This is a genomic window from Kitasatospora sp. Root107, assembly GCF_001424875.1.
Lineage (GTDB): Bacteria > Actinomycetota > Actinomycetes > Streptomycetales > Streptomycetaceae > Kitasatospora.
The window spans coordinates 51086-68177 of the sequence record NZ_LMCT01000008.1 but is presented as its reverse complement, the minus strand read 5'-3'; the positions used below and the strand labels follow the sequence as shown (position 1 = coordinate 68177).

Here is a 17092-nt window from a genome sequence, read left to right as displayed (position 1 = left end):
GCCGCGTGCGTCCGAAGGCCACCGGCAGGCCAGTCGGAAGGGCACCGGTATGACCACTGACGACCGCTTCACCACCTGTCTGTGGTTCGACGGGCAGGCCGAGGAGGCCGCCGAGCACTACCTGTCGATCTTCAAGAACTCCCGCCGCGGCCGGACCAGCCACTACACCGAGGCCGGTCCAGGACCGGCCGGTTCGGTGGTGACCGTGGAGTTCGAGCTGAACGGGCAGAAGTTCGTCGGCCTCAACGGCGGGCCGGAGTTCACCTTCAACGAGGCGGTCTCGTTCCAGATCCCGTGCGCCGACCAGGCGGAGATCGACTACTACTGGAGCCGCCTCACCGAGGGCGGCCAGGCCATCCAGTGCGGCTGGCTGCGGGACAGGTTCGGGGTCTGCTGGCAGGTGACGCCGACCGCCCTGCTCGACATGGTCAGCGACCCGGACCCGGAGAAGGCCGGCCGCGCCACCGCAGCGATGCTCCAGATGGTCAAGTTCGACCTCGCCGCACTGCAGCGGGCCTACGCGGGCGAGTGACTGCGCGCCGGGTGCGGCTCGGCGGCGATGATCGGGGTGCCGCCGAGCCGACCGCCCGGGTCACCGGGGTGCGCTCGGCGATGTCGAGCAGCCGGGCCCGCTGGGCCTCGTCCAGCTCGCCGACCAGGTCGATCCGCCGGGTGATCCGCACCGCCGTTCCCGCGCCCTTCTCGTAGCCCAGGTGCACCCGCACGGTCTCCAGCGGCCACTGCTTGCGCTGCGCGTACATCCGCAGCGTGATCGCCGTGCAGGAGCCGAGAGCCGACAGCAGCAGTCCGACCGGCGTGCTCGCGGTGTCCGCGCCGCCCGCCGACTCCGGCTCGTCGGCGGCGAGTTGGTGCCGTCCGGCCCGGATCTCCACCCGGTAGTCGTCACCGGTGCTGGTCGCCACGGCCGCCGCCGACCTGACGTACTCGATGCTCTCGGCCATCTCTCCCCCTACTGCCGGCGCACTGGTCATGCCGCCGACCCTACTCGGGTGCCCCGCTGACGCACGATCACCCCTCCGCCTCCCAGAGCCCGGCGAAGAGCTGGTCCAACTGCTCTTCGCCGACCGGCGGTTCGGTCAGCGGACCGGTGGCCCGGGTGTGGAATCCGGCCAGCAGCAGGGCCAGGTAGCGCCGCCACAGGCCGGGGCGCAGGTCGTCGGCGGCCGGGACGGCCCGGCAGAGCGGGCCGAGCAGGAAGAGCAGGTCCATCGGGACCACGTCCAGCCGCATGGCGCCCTGCTTCTGCGCCCGGACCATCAGGGCGGTGACGGTGGCGGCGTTCCGGTGGCTCATCTCGGCCAGCGCCGGGACGCTCGGGATGGCCATCGTCACCAGGTCGTTGAACCCCCGGTTGGCTGCGACCAGTTCGAAGATCCGGCCGAAGTACCGTTCGATCTCGGCCCAGGCGTCCTCACCCGCGAGCGCCTGCTCCCCGGCCTCGGCCAGCACCGAGCCCGCCGTCGCGAACACCTCGCCGATCAGGTCCTCCCGGGTCGGGAAGTGCCGGTAGAGGGTGGCGTTTCCGACGCCCGCGCGGCGGGCGATCACGTCCAGCGGGGTGTTGAGCCCCTGCTGGGCGAAGAGCTCGGCGGCCGCCTCGACCAGCGCCTCGCGGTTGCGCCGGGCGTCCCGCCGCCGGGGCGTGGCCTGCTGATCCGTCATGTGCTCACCCTAACCAATCCCTGAAACGGGGACCATTCCCCACTACTGCTACAGTAGCGCCCAGAAGCGGGGGGCAGTCCCCGTTTTCAACTGGCTGCACGGATCGCGCACAAGGGGAGTGCCATGACCACCCGTCAGAACTCGGGGCGCCGCACGGCGGACTGGCTGGACGGCAGGCTGGGCATCTACACGATCGCCCGGACCAACCTGCGCAAGATCTTTCCGGACCACTGGTCCTTCATGCTCGGCGAGATCTGCCTCTACAGCTTCATCGTCATCGTCCTGACCGGCGTCTACCTGACGATGTTCTTCAAGCCGAGCATGGCCGAGGTGGTCTACCACGGCCCGTACCTCCCGCTGAGCGGCATCCGGATGTCGGAGGCCTACGCCAGTACGATGCACATCAGCTTCGAGGTGCGCGGCGGGCTGCTGATCCGTCAGATCCACCACTGGGCCGCGCTGGTCTTCGTCGCGGCGATGTTCGTGCACATGATGCGGGTGTTCTTCACCGGCGCGTTCCGCAAGCCGCGCGAGATCAACTGGCTGTTCGGCTTCCTGATGCTGTTCCTCGGACTGCTGGACGGCTTCTTCGGCTACTCACTGCCCGACGACCTGCTCTCGGGCACCGGCATCCGCTTCGTCGAGGGCGTCACCCTCGCGGTGCCGCTGATCGGGACCTACGCGCAGATGTTCCTGTTCGGCGGCGAGTTCCCCGGCACCGACATCGTGCCGAGGTTCTTCACCATCCACGTGCTGCTGATCCCGGGCATCATCGTGGGCCTGCTGGTGACGCACCTGATCCTGGTCTTCTACCACAAGCACACCCAGTGGGCCGGTCCCGGCCGCACCGAGCAGAACGTGGTCGGCTCACCGCTGATGCCGGTCTACCTGGCCAAGGCCGGCGGCTTCTTCTTCCTGGTCTTCGGCATCATCGCGGTGATCTCCGCCATCGCCACCATCAACCCGATCTGGGCGTACGGCCCGTACCGCCCCGACCAGGTCTCCACCGACGCCCAGCCCGACTGGTACATGGGCTTCGCCGAGGGCCTGATCCGGGTGATGCCGGGCTGGGAGGTCGGCCTCTGGGGCCACACCCTCAACCTCGGCATCCTGATCCCCTTCCTGGCCTTCCCGCTGGTGCTGGCCGCGATCGCGGTCTACCCGTTCGTGGAGAGCTGGATCACCCAGGACAAGCGGGAGCACCACCTGCTCGACCGCCCGCGTAACGCGCCCGTGCGCACCGCGTTCGGCACGGCCTGGATCAGCCTGTACCTGGTGCTGCTGGCCGGCGGTGGCAACGACCTGTTCGCCACCCACCTGCACCTCTCGCTGAACAGCATCACCTACGCGGTCCGGATCGGGGCGTTCGTGGTGCCGGTCGCGGTGTTCCTGATCACCAAGCGCTGGTGCCTCGGCCTCCAACGGCGGGACCGGGACAAGGTGTTGCACGGCCGGGAGACGGGCATCATCAAGCGGCTGCCGCACGGCGAGTTCGTCGAACTCCACGAGCCGCTGCCACAGGCCGAGTTGCACCGACTGACCGCACACGAGCAGTACACACCCGCCGAACTCCCTGGCCGGGCCGGGCTGCTGACCAAGGTCCGGGTCCGCGCCTCGCGCGCCTGGTACGGCCCCGGCAGCCAGATCAGCCGGCCGACCGCCGAGCAGTACCGCGAGATCACCCACACCGACGAGCACTGACGGAGCGTGAGATGAGCCTGCCCAGCGACCAACTCGCCGAGAAGCAGTACCTGTTGCTCACCACCTTCGAGCCCGACGGCACCGCCGCCACCGCCACCACCTGGGTGGTGGCGGACGGCCCGGCGCTCGGCGTCTGGGCCCGGACCGACTCGGCGGTGGTGCGGCACGTCCGGAGCCACCCGGGCGTCCTGGTCGAGCCCTGCGACCAGCACGGCCGCCCGCTCGGCGGGCGGCAGCAGGCCCGCGCCGCACTCTGCGACCCGGACACCACCGCCTGCTACCGGACCTCGCTGCTCAACAAGTACGGCCTGACGGGGATGCTCGCCCTGGTCCGCAGCCGCCTCCGGCTCGGCCTGGCGGGGACGGTCGGCATCCGGATCACCCTGACCGACCCGGACGCCGCCCTGCCGTTCGGCGCGGCCTGGACCCCGTCCCCCTGGTACAGCCTCAACTGACCGCAGGGGCCCAGGGGCCGGGCCGGGGCGAGCGCTGTCGGAGCGATACGGTTGGATGATCATCATGACCGCCAACGATGTCGCCCCGCTGCTGCCCGCCCCGGACGTCCTGCGGGACCACTGCCGGGCGCTGGCCGTGCTGGACGCGATCCTCTGCCCCGAGTGGCCGGACCGCTACTTCTCCTTCGATGCCGACTGGGCGCCCGGTGAGCAGTTGGCCTCGATGAAGAACGGCTCCGGCGACGAGTACACGGTCACCTTCACCCCCGCCGGCGTCTACCTGCGCGGCTTCGACCACGAGTCCCCGATGAGCCCGTACGCGGAGGACCGGGTCTGGCCCGGCGTGCTGGACGAGGTGCCCGAGCCGCTGCGCGCCTGCGCCGAGGAGCCCGCCTTCACCGACGACGGCCTCCCGGCCGTCACCGCCGCACTCTGGCGGCTGAGCACCGACGAGCAGTGGCACACCGGCACCGTCGACCTCCCGCCCGGCCACCCCGACCCGGACGGCGCCGACTGGATGTTCCAGTCCCTCACCGACCGCTCGGCGGAGGCGTACGCCGAGTTCGCCACCGACTACTACGAGGTCCCGATCGACCTCGCCGCCGTCCGCCACGTGCTGGCGCTGCGGCCACTGACCACCGAGGTGGTCCGCGCCCTCAATCCCGAGCTGACCCTGGCGGATCTGGCCGACGACCTGGAAGAAACCGGCTACCCCGCGAGGTGAACCCGCGGCGGCGGCACCTGTTCCAACTGCGCGATCCGCGCCGCGATCCCGCCCGTCTCGCGCGGCCGGCCGTCCTCCGTCAGGTGCTCCCGCAGCCGCAGGCTCTGCCAGCCGACCGGCTCGCGGGATCGCAGCACGTGCCGCCCGCCGCAGGCGCAGGAGCGCCGCACCGTCGCACACCCCTGGCAGAGTTCGACGAACCCGTGCCCGGTGGAGCGCGACACCGTCGGCCGCTCGTCGCCGCACTGCCGGCACCCCGGCAGCATGACCCCCTCGGCCAGCAGCACCTGGCGGTGGACGTACTCCAGCAGGCCGAGGGCGGGGTGGCACAGGACGTCCACCACGTAGCACGCCTGCATCGGCCCGCCGTGCCACCAGGGCCCGGGCCGCTGCGGCGTCCGCAGCCCCAACTCCCGCTTCTCGAACCGGCGCCGCTCCGCGTACCCGGCCTCCGCCGCCTGCCAGAGCACCCGGGCCCGGTCGAGCTCGGTCACCGCGCGGACCAGCGCGTCGGGGTCGGTCTCCAGGTCACGCGGCATCCGGGCACTGATCGTCAGATGGTGGTAGGTGCCGTGGAATCCGTACGGCGCGAAGACATGGAGACAGACCCAGAGCTCCCGGTGCCGTTGCAGCACCGGCAGGGCCGGATCGAGCACCCGCTCCCGGTGGGTGACGAAGCTGGTCACCGGGCGGCCGCCGCGGTGCTCCCCTGGGCGGGGTCGGTAAAGGTCATCCGGCGAGTATCGCCGAGGGCTCTCGGCTCCGCCTCCGAATTGCGACTGGTTCCTTCGTGTGCAGTTCGACCCGTCAGGTGGTGCTGCGGCGGGCTGCTGGGAACGACTACCGGCCGGAGCCGGTCCGGCTCCGGGCCCCCCACGGGTGTCCCCCGTCCGGCGGGCCCTTGCCGAGCGAGGGGAACGTCCTGCCCGTGGCCACCCTGTGCCGTCCCGCTGTTGCCGTGCCCGAGTACGTGATCACCCTGGAGGAGACCCTCGAGCTGGCCCGGTCGATCCACGCCGATCATCCCCAACTGCTGCATGCCCTACAGCTGATCGAGAACTCCAGGGTACGCAAGCGGCATCTGGTCCAGTCGGCCGAGGAGATCCTGGAGCGCCCCGGCCTCGAGGCGCGGACCCGGCGTTACGAGGCGGAGGCCAGGCGCCGGGTGCCGCCGGTGGTGCGGGAGGCACTGGAGCACGCGCACCTGACGGCCAAGGAGATCGACCTGATCGTCCACGTCTCCTGCACCGGCTTCATGATGCCGTCGCTGACCGCGTGGCTGATCAACTCGATGGGGTTCCGCCCCGAGACCCGTCGGCTCCCGATCGCCCAGCTGGGCTGCGCGGCCGACGGCGCCGCGATCAACCGCGCGCACGACTTCTGCACCGCCTACCCGCAGGCCAACGTGCTCATCGTGGCCTGCGAGTTCTGCTCGCTCGGCGACCGGCCGACGGACCTGGAGACTGGCACGCTGCTCTCCGACGGCCTGTTCGGCGACGCGGTGGCCGCCGCCGTGGTGCGGGGCCACGGCGGCACCGGCGTCCACCTGGAGCGCAACGGCTCGCATCTGGTCCCGGGCACCGAGGACAGGCGGGTGCCCGACAGCACGGCGCTGCTCGCCCCCGTCCTGGCCCAACTCGCCGGTCAGCACGGCTGGAACGCGTCCGAGCTGGACTTCTACCTCGTGCACGCGGAAGGACCCCGCGTCCTGGACGAGCTCTGCGCGCACCTGAAGGTCGATCCGGACCGCGTACGGTTCAGCCGGGCCACCCTGGCCGAGTACGGGAACATCGGCGGCGCCGTCGTGTTCGACGCCCTGGCCCGCTACTTCGACGAGGGCACCCCGACCGACCGGGCCACCGGCCTGATCGCCACCTTCGGCCCGGGCATCACCGCCGAGGTCACCCTCGGCCGCTGGACCGTCCCGGTCAAACCCCAGCCCTTCGCCCACACGCTGATCAGAAGCTGGAACTGACCGCCACCACCCCTGCCCCCTTCGAGATGGTGGCGGCGCTGCGCAGCAGCGTAGGTCCTCAGCCCGCCTGGTGGACCAACTGGCCGCCCACGTAGGTGCGTTCGACCCGGGCATCGGCGATCTGGTCCGCCGGGTGGGCGAACAGGTCGCGGTCCAGCACCACCAGGTCGGCCAGCAGGCCAGGACGCAGGCTGCCGGCCTGGTCGGTGCCGTTCACGTGGGCCGAGCCCGCCGTGTAGGCGGCGAGGGCGGTGGCGAGGTCGAGGCGCTGTTCGGGCAGGAAGATCCGGCCGTCGGTGGCGCCGGGTTCGGCCCGGTTGACCGCGACGTGCAGGCCCGCCAGCGGGTCGGGGCTGCTGACCGGCCAGTCGCTGCCCGCAGCCAAGGTGGCTCCGGTGCGCAGCAGTTCGCCGAACGGGTACTGCCAGGCGGCGCGCTCGGGGCCGAGGAAAGGGATGGTGAGTTCGTCCATCTGCGGCTCGTGCGCGGCCCAGAGCGGCTGGATGTTGGCGATCGCACCGAGCCGGGCGAACCGGCCGAGGTCCTCGGGGTGCACCACCTGCAGGTGCGCCAGGTGGTGCCGGTTGCCGCGCTGGCCGTTGGCGGCGAGGGCGGCCTCGACCGCGTCCAGCGCCTCCCGGACGGCGCGGTCGCCGAGGGCGTGGAAGTGCACCTGGAAGTCGAGCGCGTCGAGTTCGGTGACGTACCCGCCGAGCAGCTTCGGATCGACGAAGCTGAGCCCGGAGTTGGCGGTGGCGCAGCCGCAGCCGTCCAGGTAGGGGGTGGTCATCGCGGCGGTGAAGTTCTCCGCGATGCCGTCCTGCATGATCTTCACCGAGCCGGCCCGGAATCGGCCGTGCACCAACTCCGCCCGCCTGGCTACCAGTTCGGCGATCTGCTCGCTGCCGCGCTCGCGGTCCCACCAGAGCGCACCGTTCACCCGGGCGGTCAGCAGGCCGGCCCGGGCGGCGGCCAGGTAGGCGTCCGAGGGGTCCGGCTGGCCGTTGAAGACGCCGAGCAGGGCGTCCTGCCAGCCGGTGATGCCGAGCGAGTGCAGCAGTTCCTGCGCGCGGAGCAGCCCGGCCAGCCGGTCGGCCGCCGTGGTCGGCGGCACCAGCCGGGCGACCAGACCGGTGGCACCTTCCTGGAGCACGCCGCTCGGCGTGCCGTCCGGCTCCCGCTCGATCCGGCCGTCGGCCGGGTCCGGGGTGTCCTTGGTGAGCCCGGCCAGCTCCAGCGCCCGGGTGTTCGCCCAGGCGCCGTGATGGTCGCGGCTCACCAGGTAGACCGGACGGTCGGCGACCACCGAGTCGAGCAACTGCCGGGTGGGGAGCCCGCCTTCGAAGCTCTCCAGCGACCAGCCGCTGCCGGTGAGCCACTCCCGGTCCGGGTGGGCGTCGGCGAAGGCGCGCACCCGGTCCAGGTACTCGGTCACGCCGACCGTGTCGCTCAGGTCGCACTCACCCAGCTCGGTGCCGCCGTACACCGCGTGGATGTGCGAGTCCTGGAACCCGGGAACCAGCAACCTGCCCTTCAGGTCCACCACTTCGGTCCCGGGGCCGATCAGGTCCCGGATCTCGTGGTGGCCGACGGCGGTGATCCGCTCGCCGGTGACGGCCAGGGCGGTGGCCCGGGTCCGGGCGGCGTCGGCGGTGAACACCGGTCCGCCGGTGAAGACCAGGTCTGCGTGGTTCATGGGTGTGTCTCCAGGAGGTTTCGGGTCGTCAGACCGAGGGTGCGAGTTCGATCGAGTCGGCGTCAGTGCCGCGACCGGTGACGAAATACGGGGACTTGCGGACCCAGCGGGCCCAGGCTGCGGCCACCAGTCCGGTGCCGATCATCAGAGCGGGGACCAGCAGTTGGAACCAGCCGTTGTCGGCGCTGACCTCGAAGTGGTCGGCCGAGGTGTAGAAGGTCCAGGCCAGGTAGCCGCCGACCGCGAGCAGTGCGGCCGCGCTCACCAGCGGGGCGATCACCACCCGCAGCCCGGCCATCGGCTCGTCCCGCAGCAGGTGACGGAACCTCACGGCGGCGGCGACGGCGGTCAGCGCGTAGTAGAGCACCACCACGATGCCGATCGCGTTCACTGCCGCGCTGATCAGGTCGGTGACGGTCGGGATGACCAGGGCGGCCAGCGAGATCGCGGAGGCGATCACCACCAGCAGCACCGTACCGAGCGCCGGGGTCCCGTACTTGGGGTGGATCCGCGTCCAGACCTGGCCGAGCGTCCGGTCCCGGCCCATCGCGAAGGTGCCGCGGGCGGTCGGGATCACCGAGGCCTGCAGGGACGCCACGGCGGAGAAGGTCAGGGCGATCAGCGGCAGGGCGGCAAGCGGCTGGTCGGCGAGCTTCTCGCCGAAGTAGGCCAGGCCCTGGGCACCGTTGTCGGCCAACTCGTCCAGCGGCAGCACGCGCTGGAAGGCCGTACCGGCGAGCAGGAAGAGCAGCATCATCAGCACCAGCGCGAAGATGCCGCCCCGCGAGGCGTCCTTGGGGTCGCGCACCTCCTCGGCGACGGTGAACACCGACTCGAAGCCCCAGTAGCAGAACACCGCCAAAACCATGCCCTGGGCCAGCGCGTCCATGCTCGGGATCGCGAACGGGTTGAACCACTCCAGCGAGAACGGCTGGTCGCCGACCACCAGGCCGTAGCCGCAGAAGACCAGCAGCACCGCGTACTCGAAGATCAGCAGGTACTTCTGCAGCCGGGCGGCCAGCGCCAGGCCGCGGATCGCGACCACGGTGGCGGCGGCCAGCACGGCCAGCCCGAGCAGCGTGGTCTGCAGGGTGGAGTCCGGGTCGAGGGCGAGGCCCCCGATGCTGTGCAGCCCGGCCTGGCCGACGAGTTGGAGCACCGCCGAACCGGTCACGGCGACGGTGTACGCCATGAAGACGATCGTGCCGACGATGTTCACCCAGCCGGTCAGGAAGCCCAGCCAGGGGCTGAGGATCCGGCCGACCCAGGTGTAGGCGTTGCCCGCGTTGGGCTCCACCCGGTTCAGCCGGCCGTAGGCGACCGCGATGCCGAGCACCGGCAGGAAGGCCAGCAGCATGATGGCCGGCAGGTGCAGGCCGACCACACCTGCGGTCAGGCCGAGCCCGATGCCGATACTCGAGGTCGCCGCCGTACTGGAGGCGGCGATCACCACCCCGTCCACCATGCCGATCGACTTCCGCATGGTGACGCTCTGGGGCGAGGTTCTCGCCCCGTCCTTCGCTGTCGCAGTCAACAGACCACCGCCTTGACCAGGGGGCCTATCGGTCGGCCCCGGGTCCGGCAAATGAAACTCCCGGTGCCCTTCACACGTCAATGCCGTTGTCGTAAGGTGACGGCCATGGGCGAGCGGGTGGTGAGCGAACCGGAACGGCGACGACGGCGGCCGACCAAGCAGGGCACGGTGCTCTCCGAGCAGATCATCATCGAGACCGCGCTGCGACTGCTCGGCCAGCACGGCGCCGAAGCTCTCACCGTCCGGCGCCTGGGCGCGGCGCTGGGTGCCGACCCGAGCGCGATCTACCGGTACTTCCACAGCACCGACGACCTGCTGCTGGCCATCACCGACGAGCTGATCGGCCGCTCCCAGCAGGGCTGGCAGGCCACCGGCGACTGGCAGGCCGACCTGCGCGCGATCGGCCTGCGGATCCACAGCGTCTACCACGCCCACCCGAAGGCCGCCCTGCTCGCCGCCTACCGGACCACCGGGCGGGCGTACGAGATGCAGGCGGTCGAGTCGATCGTCGGCGTGCTGCGCAACGCGGGCTTCCCCGACCCGGAGGCCGTCCAGCTCTACCACGCCTTCGTCGACCAGGGCCTGGCCTTCGCCGCCCTGGACGCCGCCGTGAACGCCCTCCCCGCCCCCGCCAGGGCCGCCGACCACGGCGTCTGGCAGAGCAGCTACGCCCAGCTCCCCGCCGAGACCCACCCGCACATCGCGGCCACCGCCCCGCTGCTCACCGCCGAGATGAACCGCAGCGCCTACCCGCTCGCGCTCGACCTGCTGCTCTCCGCCTTCGCCGCCCGACTGGGGGCCGCCTGAGGTCTTACCTGTTCCTGACGGACCGGCAGTTCACAGGCTGAGGGCCGGCATTCGGGCCTACCGTCGGCGGCATGGAGATTCTGCTCACCGGCGGCGCCGGTTTCATCGGGTCGGCCGTCGCCACGCAGCTGCTGCGCTCGGGCCACCAGGTCCGGGTGCTGGACGCGCTGCTGCCCTCGGTGCACCGCGAACCGCCCGTGCTGCCCGCCGGGGTGGAGTTCCGGCACGGCGACGTCCGCGACCGGGACACTGTGGCCTCAGCGCTGGCCGAGGTGGACGCGGTCTGCCACCAGGCGGCGATGGTCGGTCTCGGCGTCGACCTGGACGACGCACCCGAGTACGCGAGCTGCAACGACCTCGGCACCGCCGTGCTGCTGGCCGGGATGGCCAGGGCCGGGGTACGTCAACTGGTGCTGGCCGGTTCGATGGTGGTCTACGGCGAGGGGCGGCACAGCTGCCCCCGGCACGGCGACATCGCCCCGGGGCCCCGGCTGGTGGCGGACCTGGACGCCGGACGGTTCGAGCCGCCCTGCCCGCAGTGCGGCGCCCCGCTCTCCCCCGGGCTGGTGACGGAGGACGCCCCGACCGACCCGCGCAACGTGTACGCCGCCACCAAGCTGGCCCAGGAGCACCTGGCCTCCTCCTGGGCCCGGGCCTGCGGCGGACGGGTCCTGACGCTGCGCTACCACAACGTGTACGGGCCCGGGATGCCGCGCGACACCCCGTACGCGGGGGTGGCCTCGCTGTTCCGCTCGGCGCTGGCGCGCGGCGAGGCGCCCCGGGTCTTCGAGGACGGCGGCCAACGCCGCGACTTCGTGCACGTGGACGACGTCGCCGGGGCCAACCTGACCGCCCTGACCGCCGTCGCCGAACGGCCGCCCGGCACCGCCCGGGTCTACAACGTCGGCAGCGGCGAGCCGCACACCGTAGGCGAGTTGGCCACCGCACTGGCCACCGCCCACCACGGCCCGGCCCCCGTCACCACCGGCCAGTACCGCCTCGGCGACGTCCGGCACATCACCGCCGACTCCGGCCGCCTCCGGCGCGAACTGGGCTGGCGCCCGGAGGTCTCGTTCGCCGCCGGGATGGCCGCCTTCGCGACAGCGGGAGCCTGAGGCTCAGACCAGGGCGGCCGCCGCCGGGAGGGTGATCTCGAAGCAGCAGCCGCCCTCGACGTTACGGACCGTAGCCATGCCCGCGTGCGCCTCGGCGATGCCCCGGACGATGGCCAGGCCCAGCCCCGCGCCGCCGACCGGCTGTGGCGTACGGGCGCTGACGCCCCGCCAGCCGGTCTCGAAGACCCGGGGCAGGTCGCCCTCGGGGATGCCCCCGCAGCCGTCGGTGACCGAGAGCACCACCCGGTCCTGCTCGCGGCGGGCGCCCACCGCCACCACGCCGTCGGCGGGGGTCGCCCGGATCGCGTTGACCAGCAGGTTGCCCAGCGCCCGGGAGATCTCCCGGCCGTCCACCTCGACCGGCGCCGGTTCGACCTGGCCGCCGAGCAGCCGGATGCCGCGCTCACGGGCCAGCGGGTCGGCCCCGGCCAGGGCGTCACCGATCAGGTCGTAGACCGAGATCCGGCTCGGGCTCAGGTGCAGCGAGCCGGCCTGGATCCGGGAGAGTTCGAAGAGGTCGTCCACCATGCCGGTCAGCCGATCGACCTCGGTCCTGATCCGGGCGTGGTAGCGGGCCGGGTCCTCGGCGACGCCGTCCTCCAGTGCCTCGGCCATCGCCCGCAGCCCGGCCAGCGGGGTCCGCAGGTCGTGCGAGATCCAGGCGATCAGCTCCCGGCGGGAGGACTCCAGGTTCTGTTCGCGCTGCCTGGACTCGGCCAGCCGGGCACTGGTGGCGGCCAACTCGGCGCTCAGCTCCGTCAGTTCCGCACTGAGCGGCTGCGCGGGCGCGGTGAAGCCGGTGTCGCTGCCGACGGTCCTGGCGGCCAGCGTGAGCGCCCGGCTGCCCGCCACCGCCTGCCGGCCGAGCAGGGCGGCGGTGCCGAGCGAGACCACGGCCCCCATCGCCAGCACGGTGATCACCACCCCGAGGTCGTGCTCGGAGAGGAACATCGCCTGGGCGACGGCGGTGGTACCGGCGGCCATCGCCAGCACCGTCACCACCGCGACGGCGAACAGCGACAGAGCGACCGACCGGCGGCGCAGTATCCGGACGGCGGGCCAGCCCAGCAGCCCGGCCAGCCCGGCCCCGACGGCCGCGAACAGCGCGATCAGCAACAGGTCATTCATGGACGTACGTCAACTCCCCTGCTGGGACGGCACGGGGTCGAAGCGGTACCCGACCCCCCACACCGTGCTGATCAGAACCGGCGCCGCGGGGTCGTGTTCGACCTTCTCGCGCAGCCGCCGGACGTGCACCGTGACGGTGGACAGGTCGCCAAACTCCCAGCCCCAGACCTGCCGCATCAACTCCTCCCGGGAGAACACCGTCCCCGGGTGCCGCAACAGGTGCGCCAGCAGGTCGAACTCCCGCAGCGTCAGGGCGATTTCGGCACCCGAACGGAACGCCCGGCGGGCCTTCGGATCGAGCGTCAGCTCCCCCACCACCAGCACCGAGGAGACCGGCGGCGGCGCCGCGCTGCGCCGCAGCACCGACTGCACCCGCAAGGTCAGCTCGCGCGGGCTGAACGGCTTGGTCACGTAGTCGTCCGCGCCGAGTTCGAGACCGAGCACCCGGTCGGCCTCCTCGCCCTTGGCCGTCAGCATCACGATCGGCAGCGCGGCACCCGCCTCGGTGGCGCGCAGCCGGCGGCAGACCTCCAGGCCGTCCAGTCCGGGCAGCATCAGGTCGAGCACCAGCAGGTCCGGCGGGTCGGCCGCGACCAGCTCCAGGGCGTGCCGGCCGTCCGAGGTCTGGTCGACCAGGTACCCGGCGCGCAGCAGGTAGCCGGTGACGACTTCGGCGACCGTCGGGTCGTCGTCGACCACCAGGACGCGGGTGGTGGGGGGTGTCGCTGTCACTCCTTCAGCGTAGAAGGCCGTGGCCCCGGCCGGGCGTCCGGCTCGCCTCCGTTGGACTTCCGTAAGGAGTCGAAGCCGGGCCGGGCCGGGTGCCCGACCGTAGCGTGGAGAGCGTGACCCCTCCCCTCTTCATCCCCGGCACCGTCGACGTGGTGCTGCCCTGTCTGGACGAGGCCCGGGCGCTGCCCTGGGTGCTGGGCCGGATCCCGGCCGGCTGGCGGCCCATCGTGGTGGACAACGGTTCCACCGACGGCTCCGCCGAGCTGGCCCGCTCGCTCGGCGCCACCGTGGTCCGCGAGGACCGCCGGGGCTTCGGCGCGGCCTGCCATGCCGGACTGCTCGCCGCCACCGCCGAGTTGGTGTGCTTCCTGGACTGCGACGGCTCGCTGGACCCGGCCCAGCTGCACCGGGTGACCGGTCCGGTATTGGACGGCTCGGCCGACCTGGTGCTCGGCCGCCGTCGCCCGACCACTCCCGGCGCCTGGCCGCTGCACGCCCGGCTGGCCAACGCCGAACTGGCCCGCCGGCTGCGGGCCAGGACCGGCGCCCCGCTGCATGACCTGGGCCCGATGCGGGCCGCCCGGCGGGAGCACCTGCTCGCGCTCGGCCTGGGCGACCGGCGTTCCGGCTACCCGCTGGAGATGGTGCTGTCCGCCTCGGCGGCCGGGCTGCGGATCACCGAAACCGCCGTGGACTACCTGCCCCGGAGCGGCCGTTCGAAGGTCACCGGCACACTGCGCGGCACCCGGCAGGCGATCCGCGACATGCGGGCAGTGCTCGCTTCCCCGCCGCCGACCCTGCTGGTGATCGCCAAGGCCCCGGTGCCGGGCCGGGTGAAGACCCGGCTGACCCCGCCGTACACCCCCGAGCAGGCCGCCGCACTGGCCGAGGCGGCGCTCGCCGACACGCTGGCCGAGCTGGGCCGGGTGCCCGCCGGGCGGCGGCTGCTGGTGCTGGACGGCGAGCCGGGCGACTGGCTGCTACCGGGCTGGCAGGTCGTCCCGCAGGGCCCGGGCGGGCTGGACGAGCGGCTCGCAGCGGCCTTCGCGCTGGCCCCGCCGGACGTACCCGCGCTGCTGGTCGGCATGGACACCCCGCAGCTGCGCGCCCAGTCGCTGGCCGCCCCACTCGCGGCCGCCGCCCGGGGCGGAGTGGACGCCTGGTACGGCCCGGCCACCGACGGCGGCTTCTGGGCACTCGGACTGGCCCGGCCGACCGCTGCACTGGCGCAGCAGCTGCTGCTCGGCGTGCCGATGTCCACCGACCGCACCGGCGCCGTACTGCTGGAGCGACTCTCCACCGCCGGACTGACGGTCCATCAACTCCCTGCTCTGACCGACGTGGACACCGCCGCGAGCGCGGCCGAGGTGGCCACCCTCGCCCCGCACACCCGCTTCGCCGAGCAGTGGCGCAGCCTCAAGGTGACCGGCGGGGTGCCGAGTTGACCGCCCTGGCCTGGATCGACGACCCGTTCAGCCTGGCCATCACGGCCGAGCGCGGACCACTCTGGCTGCGCGGCACGGACGGCCGCCGCATCCCGCTGGACGTGGAGCGCTGGTGCGCACCGCCGGACGCGGCCGACCATTCGCTGCTGCTCCGCTGCCTGCGCCCGCGCCGGACCGTGCTGGACGTGGGCTGCGGCCCCGGTCGGCTGGTGACCGAACTGCTCGCGCTCGGCGTCCCGGCCCTCGGGGTGGACGTGACCCCGGCGGCGGTCACCCGGACCACCGGCATCGGCGGGGCGGCCCTGCGGCGCTCGGTGTTCGACCGCCTGCCGGGCGAGGGGCGCTGGGGCGCGGTGCTGCTCGCCGACGGCAACATCGGAATCGGCGGCGACCCGGCGGCCCTGCTCCGACGGATCGCCCAGCTCCTCGCCCCTGGTGGCCTGTTGCTGGCCGAGGTGGAGCCCGGCTCCGGCGGCCTGGACGAGCGGCTGACGGTCCGGATCGAGGGCGCCGACCACCGGCTCGGCCCGCCCTTCGGCTGGGCCAGGGTGGACGCCGCAGGCGCAGCCCGGCACGCCGCCGGGGCCGGGCTGACCGAGACCGAACGCTGGATCGCCCACGGCCGCCACTTCATCACCCTGCGGCGGCCCGCCGCCTGACCAGCGCTCGCCGTCTGACCAGCGCACCGGCCAGCACCGCGCCGAGCGCCAGCCAGTACGCAGCCTGCTGGACCGCGCCACCCCCGAGATAGAGCACCTGTGCGGCCGCCGGGACGGCCAGCCACTCCCAGCGGCCGTCCAGCGGGATCAGCGCCACCAGCAGCAGCCCGTACCAGGGGTAGGCCGGCGTGGCGACCAGCAGGGCGCTGCCGAGCAGCAGCACCGCACCCCGCCACGGCCGGTCGGGGTCGCCGTGCCGCAGCACGTACCAGCAGACCACCCCGAGCACCAGGACACCTGCCACCGGGGCGAGTTGGCCGGGCAGCAGCAATCCCACCAACCCGAAGCGGTCGACTCCGCCGCCCTGGTCGTAACCCTCCTCGCGCAGGTAACCGGGCAGGTAGCCGAGCACCGCGCGGCCGGAGCCCAGCAGGTACGGCAGGTAGCTCAGCGCGAAGGCCGCCAGGGCGGTGAGCGGCAGCAGGAGCAGGCCGGTGCGCGGACGGCGGGCCAGCACGCCGGAGAGCGCGGCGGGCAGCGCGATCCCCGGCACCAGCTTGGCGGCGGCCGCCAGCCCCAGCAACGCGCCCGCCAGGGCTGTCCGCCCCCGGTCCGGTGCGCCCCGGGCCGCCAGCAGGCCGCCGAGCAGCAGCAGTGCGCCCAAGGTGTCCACGTGCGCGTCGTTGACCGCCCAGACCACCACCCCCGGACACCAGCTCCACAGCGCGACCCGCCAACGCTGCTCCCGTAGCACCGCCCACAGCACCCAACCGACTGCCAACACCAGGACAAAGCCGCCCAGTTGGGCTACCCGCACGCCGTACCGGCCACCGACCGCGTACAGCACCGCGAACCAGCCCTCGGCCACCGGCGGGTAGATGGTCGGCACCCCGGGCCGGTTGACGTGACTGCAGAACCCGGGCCCGGCCCGGCGCTCGTCCCAGCCCGCGCAGTCCCCCGTGGGTGGGAAGAGCTCGGGCGCCCGGGCCCGGAGCGCGGCCAGCTCGGGGGCGTCCGGCGGGTGGGCGTACGGGGAGATCCCGGCCGCCTGCACCCGGCCGTCCCAGAGGTAGCGGTAGGCATCGTCACTGGTCCGGGGCGGCGCCAGCAGCCCGACGGCCGCCAGCAGCACGCCACCCACCGGGACCAACAGACGTACCACCCCAGGCGGAGCCAGCCGCAGCAGCGCCACGGCGAGCGCGAACAGCACCGCGTCCAGCGCGTACCAGCCGTACAGCGGACCGGAGTTGCCCAGCGTGCCGCCGCCGAGCAGCGTCCCGGCCAGCGCGGCGGTGAGGGCGAGCAGGGACAGCACGGCCGCCGGGAGGACCCAGCGGCGGCGGACTGACGGTTCATCGGACACCCCGTCAGCGTGCCAGCCCGCCCCGGCCGTCGGAGGCGGCGCGCGCACGCCGTACGACTTCCGTAAGCATGTCGC

The 17092-nt window shown here is 72.9% G+C and carries 17 protein-coding genes and 1 pseudogene; 10 read left to right on the top strand and 8 right to left on the bottom strand.

What is annotated here, in order from left to right:
• Positions 1-49 precede the first annotated feature (49 nt).
• On the top strand, positions 50-532 hold the full coding sequence (locus ASC99_RS08750; protein ID WP_057230096.1) for a VOC family protein: 483 nt from the start codon (positions 50-52) through the stop codon (positions 530-532).
• Here the strand turns inward: ASC99_RS08750 and ASC99_RS08745 are convergent.
• Both ASC99_RS08745 and ASC99_RS08740 read right to left on the bottom strand, forming a co-directional pair.
• Positions 486-992, bottom strand: a complete 507-nt coding sequence (locus ASC99_RS08745; protein WP_201009272.1) for an OsmC family protein — start codon at positions 990-992, stop codon at positions 486-488. The two genes, ASC99_RS08750 and ASC99_RS08745, sit on opposite strands and share 47 nt — an antisense overlap.
• Positions 993-1029: 37 nt before the next feature.
• On the bottom strand, positions 1030-1683 hold the full coding sequence (locus tag ASC99_RS08740) for a TetR/AcrR family transcriptional regulator (protein WP_057230095.1): 654 nt from the start codon (positions 1681-1683) through the stop codon (positions 1030-1032).
• A 123-nt stretch (positions 1684-1806) separates the two neighbouring features.
• On the opposite strand from ASC99_RS08740, the gene ASC99_RS08735 reads away from it, so the two are divergent.
• From ASC99_RS08735 to ASC99_RS08725, 3 genes are all read left to right on the top strand, one after another.
• Positions 1807-3384, top strand: a complete 1578-nt coding sequence (locus ASC99_RS08735; RefSeq protein WP_057230094.1) for a cytochrome bc complex cytochrome b subunit — start codon at positions 1807-1809, stop codon at positions 3382-3384.
• An 11-nt stretch (positions 3385-3395) separates the two neighbouring features.
• Positions 3396-3839 (top strand): PPOX class F420-dependent oxidoreductase, encoded by a 444-nt coding sequence (locus ASC99_RS08730; protein WP_057230093.1) that lies wholly within the window; start codon positions 3396-3398, stop codon positions 3837-3839.
• A 64-nt stretch (positions 3840-3903) separates the two neighbouring features.
• Entirely contained in the window at positions 3904-4563 is a 660-nt protein-coding gene (locus ASC99_RS08725) for a hypothetical protein (protein WP_057230189.1), read from the top strand.
• Here ASC99_RS08725 and ASC99_RS08720 read toward each other — a convergent pair.
• Positions 4548-5249: a hypothetical protein gene (locus ASC99_RS08720; protein ID WP_063857028.1), complete on the bottom strand. Its 702-nt coding sequence runs from the start codon at positions 5247-5249 to the stop codon at positions 4548-4550. The two genes, ASC99_RS08725 and ASC99_RS08720, sit on opposite strands and share 16 nt — an antisense overlap.
• 242 nt (positions 5250-5491) lie before the next feature.
• Here ASC99_RS08720 and ASC99_RS08715 point away from each other — a divergent pair, with 242 nt between their 5' ends.
• Complete coding sequence (locus tag ASC99_RS08715) at positions 5492-6538, top strand: type III polyketide synthase (protein ID WP_057230092.1); 1047 nt, start codon at positions 5492-5494, stop codon at positions 6536-6538.
• Between the two features lie 58 nt (positions 6539-6596).
• Here ASC99_RS08715 and ASC99_RS08710 read toward each other — a convergent pair whose 3' ends face one another.
• Positions 6597-8234, bottom strand: coding sequence for an amidohydrolase (locus tag ASC99_RS08710; RefSeq protein WP_057230091.1), 1638 nt, complete (start codon positions 8232-8234; stop codon positions 6597-6599).
• 28 nt (positions 8235-8262) lie between these two features.
• Entirely contained in the window at positions 8263-9717 is a 1455-nt protein-coding gene (locus ASC99_RS08705; RefSeq protein WP_057230089.1) for an APC family permease, read from the bottom strand.
• A 156-nt stretch (positions 9718-9873) separates the two neighbouring features.
• Here ASC99_RS08705 and ASC99_RS08700 point away from each other — a divergent pair, with 156 nt between their 5' ends.
• Together ASC99_RS08700 and ASC99_RS08695 are read left to right on the top strand one after the other, a co-directional pair.
• A complete protein-coding gene (locus tag ASC99_RS08700; protein WP_057230087.1) occupies positions 9874-10575 on the top strand; it encodes a TetR/AcrR family transcriptional regulator in 702 nt (233 codons plus the stop codon).
• 71 nt (positions 10576-10646) lie between these two features.
• Positions 10647-11690, top strand: coding sequence for an NAD(P)-dependent oxidoreductase (locus ASC99_RS08695; RefSeq protein WP_057230085.1), 1044 nt, complete (start codon positions 10647-10649; stop codon positions 11688-11690).
• Positions 11691-11693: 3 nt separating this feature from the next.
• Here ASC99_RS08695 and ASC99_RS08690 read toward each other — a convergent pair whose 3' ends face one another.
• Positions 11694-12818 (bottom strand): sensor histidine kinase KdpD, encoded by a 1125-nt coding sequence (locus tag ASC99_RS08690; protein ID WP_057230084.1) that lies wholly within the window; start codon positions 12816-12818, stop codon positions 11694-11696.
• Positions 12819-12827: 9 nt separating this feature from the next.
• Positions 12828-13550, bottom strand: coding sequence for a response regulator transcription factor (locus ASC99_RS08685; RefSeq protein ID WP_057230081.1), 723 nt, complete (start codon positions 13548-13550; stop codon positions 12828-12830).
• Positions 13551-13663: 113 nt separating this feature from the next.
• Here ASC99_RS08685 and ASC99_RS40235 point away from each other — a divergent pair.
• From ASC99_RS40235 to ASC99_RS38365, 3 genes and pseudogenes are all read left to right on the top strand, one after another.
• A pseudogene (locus tag ASC99_RS40235) lies at positions 13664-14377 on the top strand (glycosyltransferase family 2 protein); the annotation flags it as partial.
• The gene (locus tag ASC99_RS40230) at positions 14354-14995 is read left to right on the top strand and encodes a DUF2064 domain-containing protein (protein ID WP_369825084.1); all 642 of its coding nucleotides are present in this window, start codon (positions 14354-14356) and stop codon (positions 14993-14995) included. The pseudogene ASC99_RS40235 and the gene ASC99_RS40230, both read left to right, overlap by 24 nt.
• The gene (locus tag ASC99_RS38365) at positions 14992-15654 is read left to right on the top strand and encodes a class I SAM-dependent methyltransferase (RefSeq protein WP_235502610.1); all 663 of its coding nucleotides are present in this window, start codon (positions 14992-14994) and stop codon (positions 15652-15654) included. Before ASC99_RS40230 ends, ASC99_RS38365 begins: the two co-directional genes overlap by 4 nt.
• On the opposite strand, the gene ASC99_RS36645 is transcribed toward ASC99_RS38365, so the two are convergent.
• Complete coding sequence (locus tag ASC99_RS36645; RefSeq protein WP_063857037.1) at positions 15629-17017, bottom strand: glycosyltransferase 87 family protein; 1389 nt, start codon at positions 17015-17017, stop codon at positions 15629-15631. The two genes, ASC99_RS38365 and ASC99_RS36645, sit on opposite strands and share 26 nt — an antisense overlap.
• Positions 17018-17092: the final 75 nt, after the last annotated feature.

What these genes read in the sequence shown, in the direction of transcription:
- ASC99_RS08750 (WP_057230096.1), top strand. Translation starts at nt 50, where the DNA reads ATGACCACTGACGACCGCTTCACCACCTGTCTGTGGTTCGACGGGCAG.
- ASC99_RS08745 (WP_201009272.1), bottom strand. Translation starts at nt 992, where the DNA reads ATGACCAGTGCGCCGGCAGTAGGGGGAGAGATGGCCGAGAGCATCGAG.
- ASC99_RS08740 (WP_057230095.1), bottom strand. Translation starts at nt 1,683, where the DNA reads ATGACGGATCAGCAGGCCACGCCCCGGCGGCGGGACGCCCGGCGCAAC.
- ASC99_RS08735 (WP_057230094.1), top strand. Translation starts at nt 1,807, where the DNA reads ATGACCACCCGTCAGAACTCGGGGCGCCGCACGGCGGACTGGCTGGAC.
- ASC99_RS08730 (WP_057230093.1), top strand. Translation starts at nt 3,396, where the DNA reads ATGAGCCTGCCCAGCGACCAACTCGCCGAGAAGCAGTACCTGTTGCTC.
- ASC99_RS08725 (WP_057230189.1), top strand. Translation starts at nt 3,904, where the DNA reads ATGACCGCCAACGATGTCGCCCCGCTGCTGCCCGCCCCGGACGTCCTG.
- ASC99_RS08710 (WP_057230091.1), bottom strand. Translation starts at nt 8,234, where the DNA reads ATGAACCACGCAGACCTGGTCTTCACCGGCGGACCGGTGTTCACCGCC.
- ASC99_RS08705 (WP_057230089.1), bottom strand. Translation starts at nt 9,717, where the DNA reads ATGCGGAAGTCGATCGGCATGGTGGACGGGGTGGTGATCGCCGCCTCC.
- ASC99_RS08700 (WP_057230087.1), top strand. Translation starts at nt 9,874, where the DNA reads ATGGGCGAGCGGGTGGTGAGCGAACCGGAACGGCGACGACGGCGGCCG.
- ASC99_RS08695 (WP_057230085.1), top strand. Translation starts at nt 10,647, where the DNA reads ATGGAGATTCTGCTCACCGGCGGCGCCGGTTTCATCGGGTCGGCCGTC.
- ASC99_RS08690 (WP_057230084.1), bottom strand. Translation starts at nt 12,818, where the DNA reads ATGAATGACCTGTTGCTGATCGCGCTGTTCGCGGCCGTCGGGGCCGGG.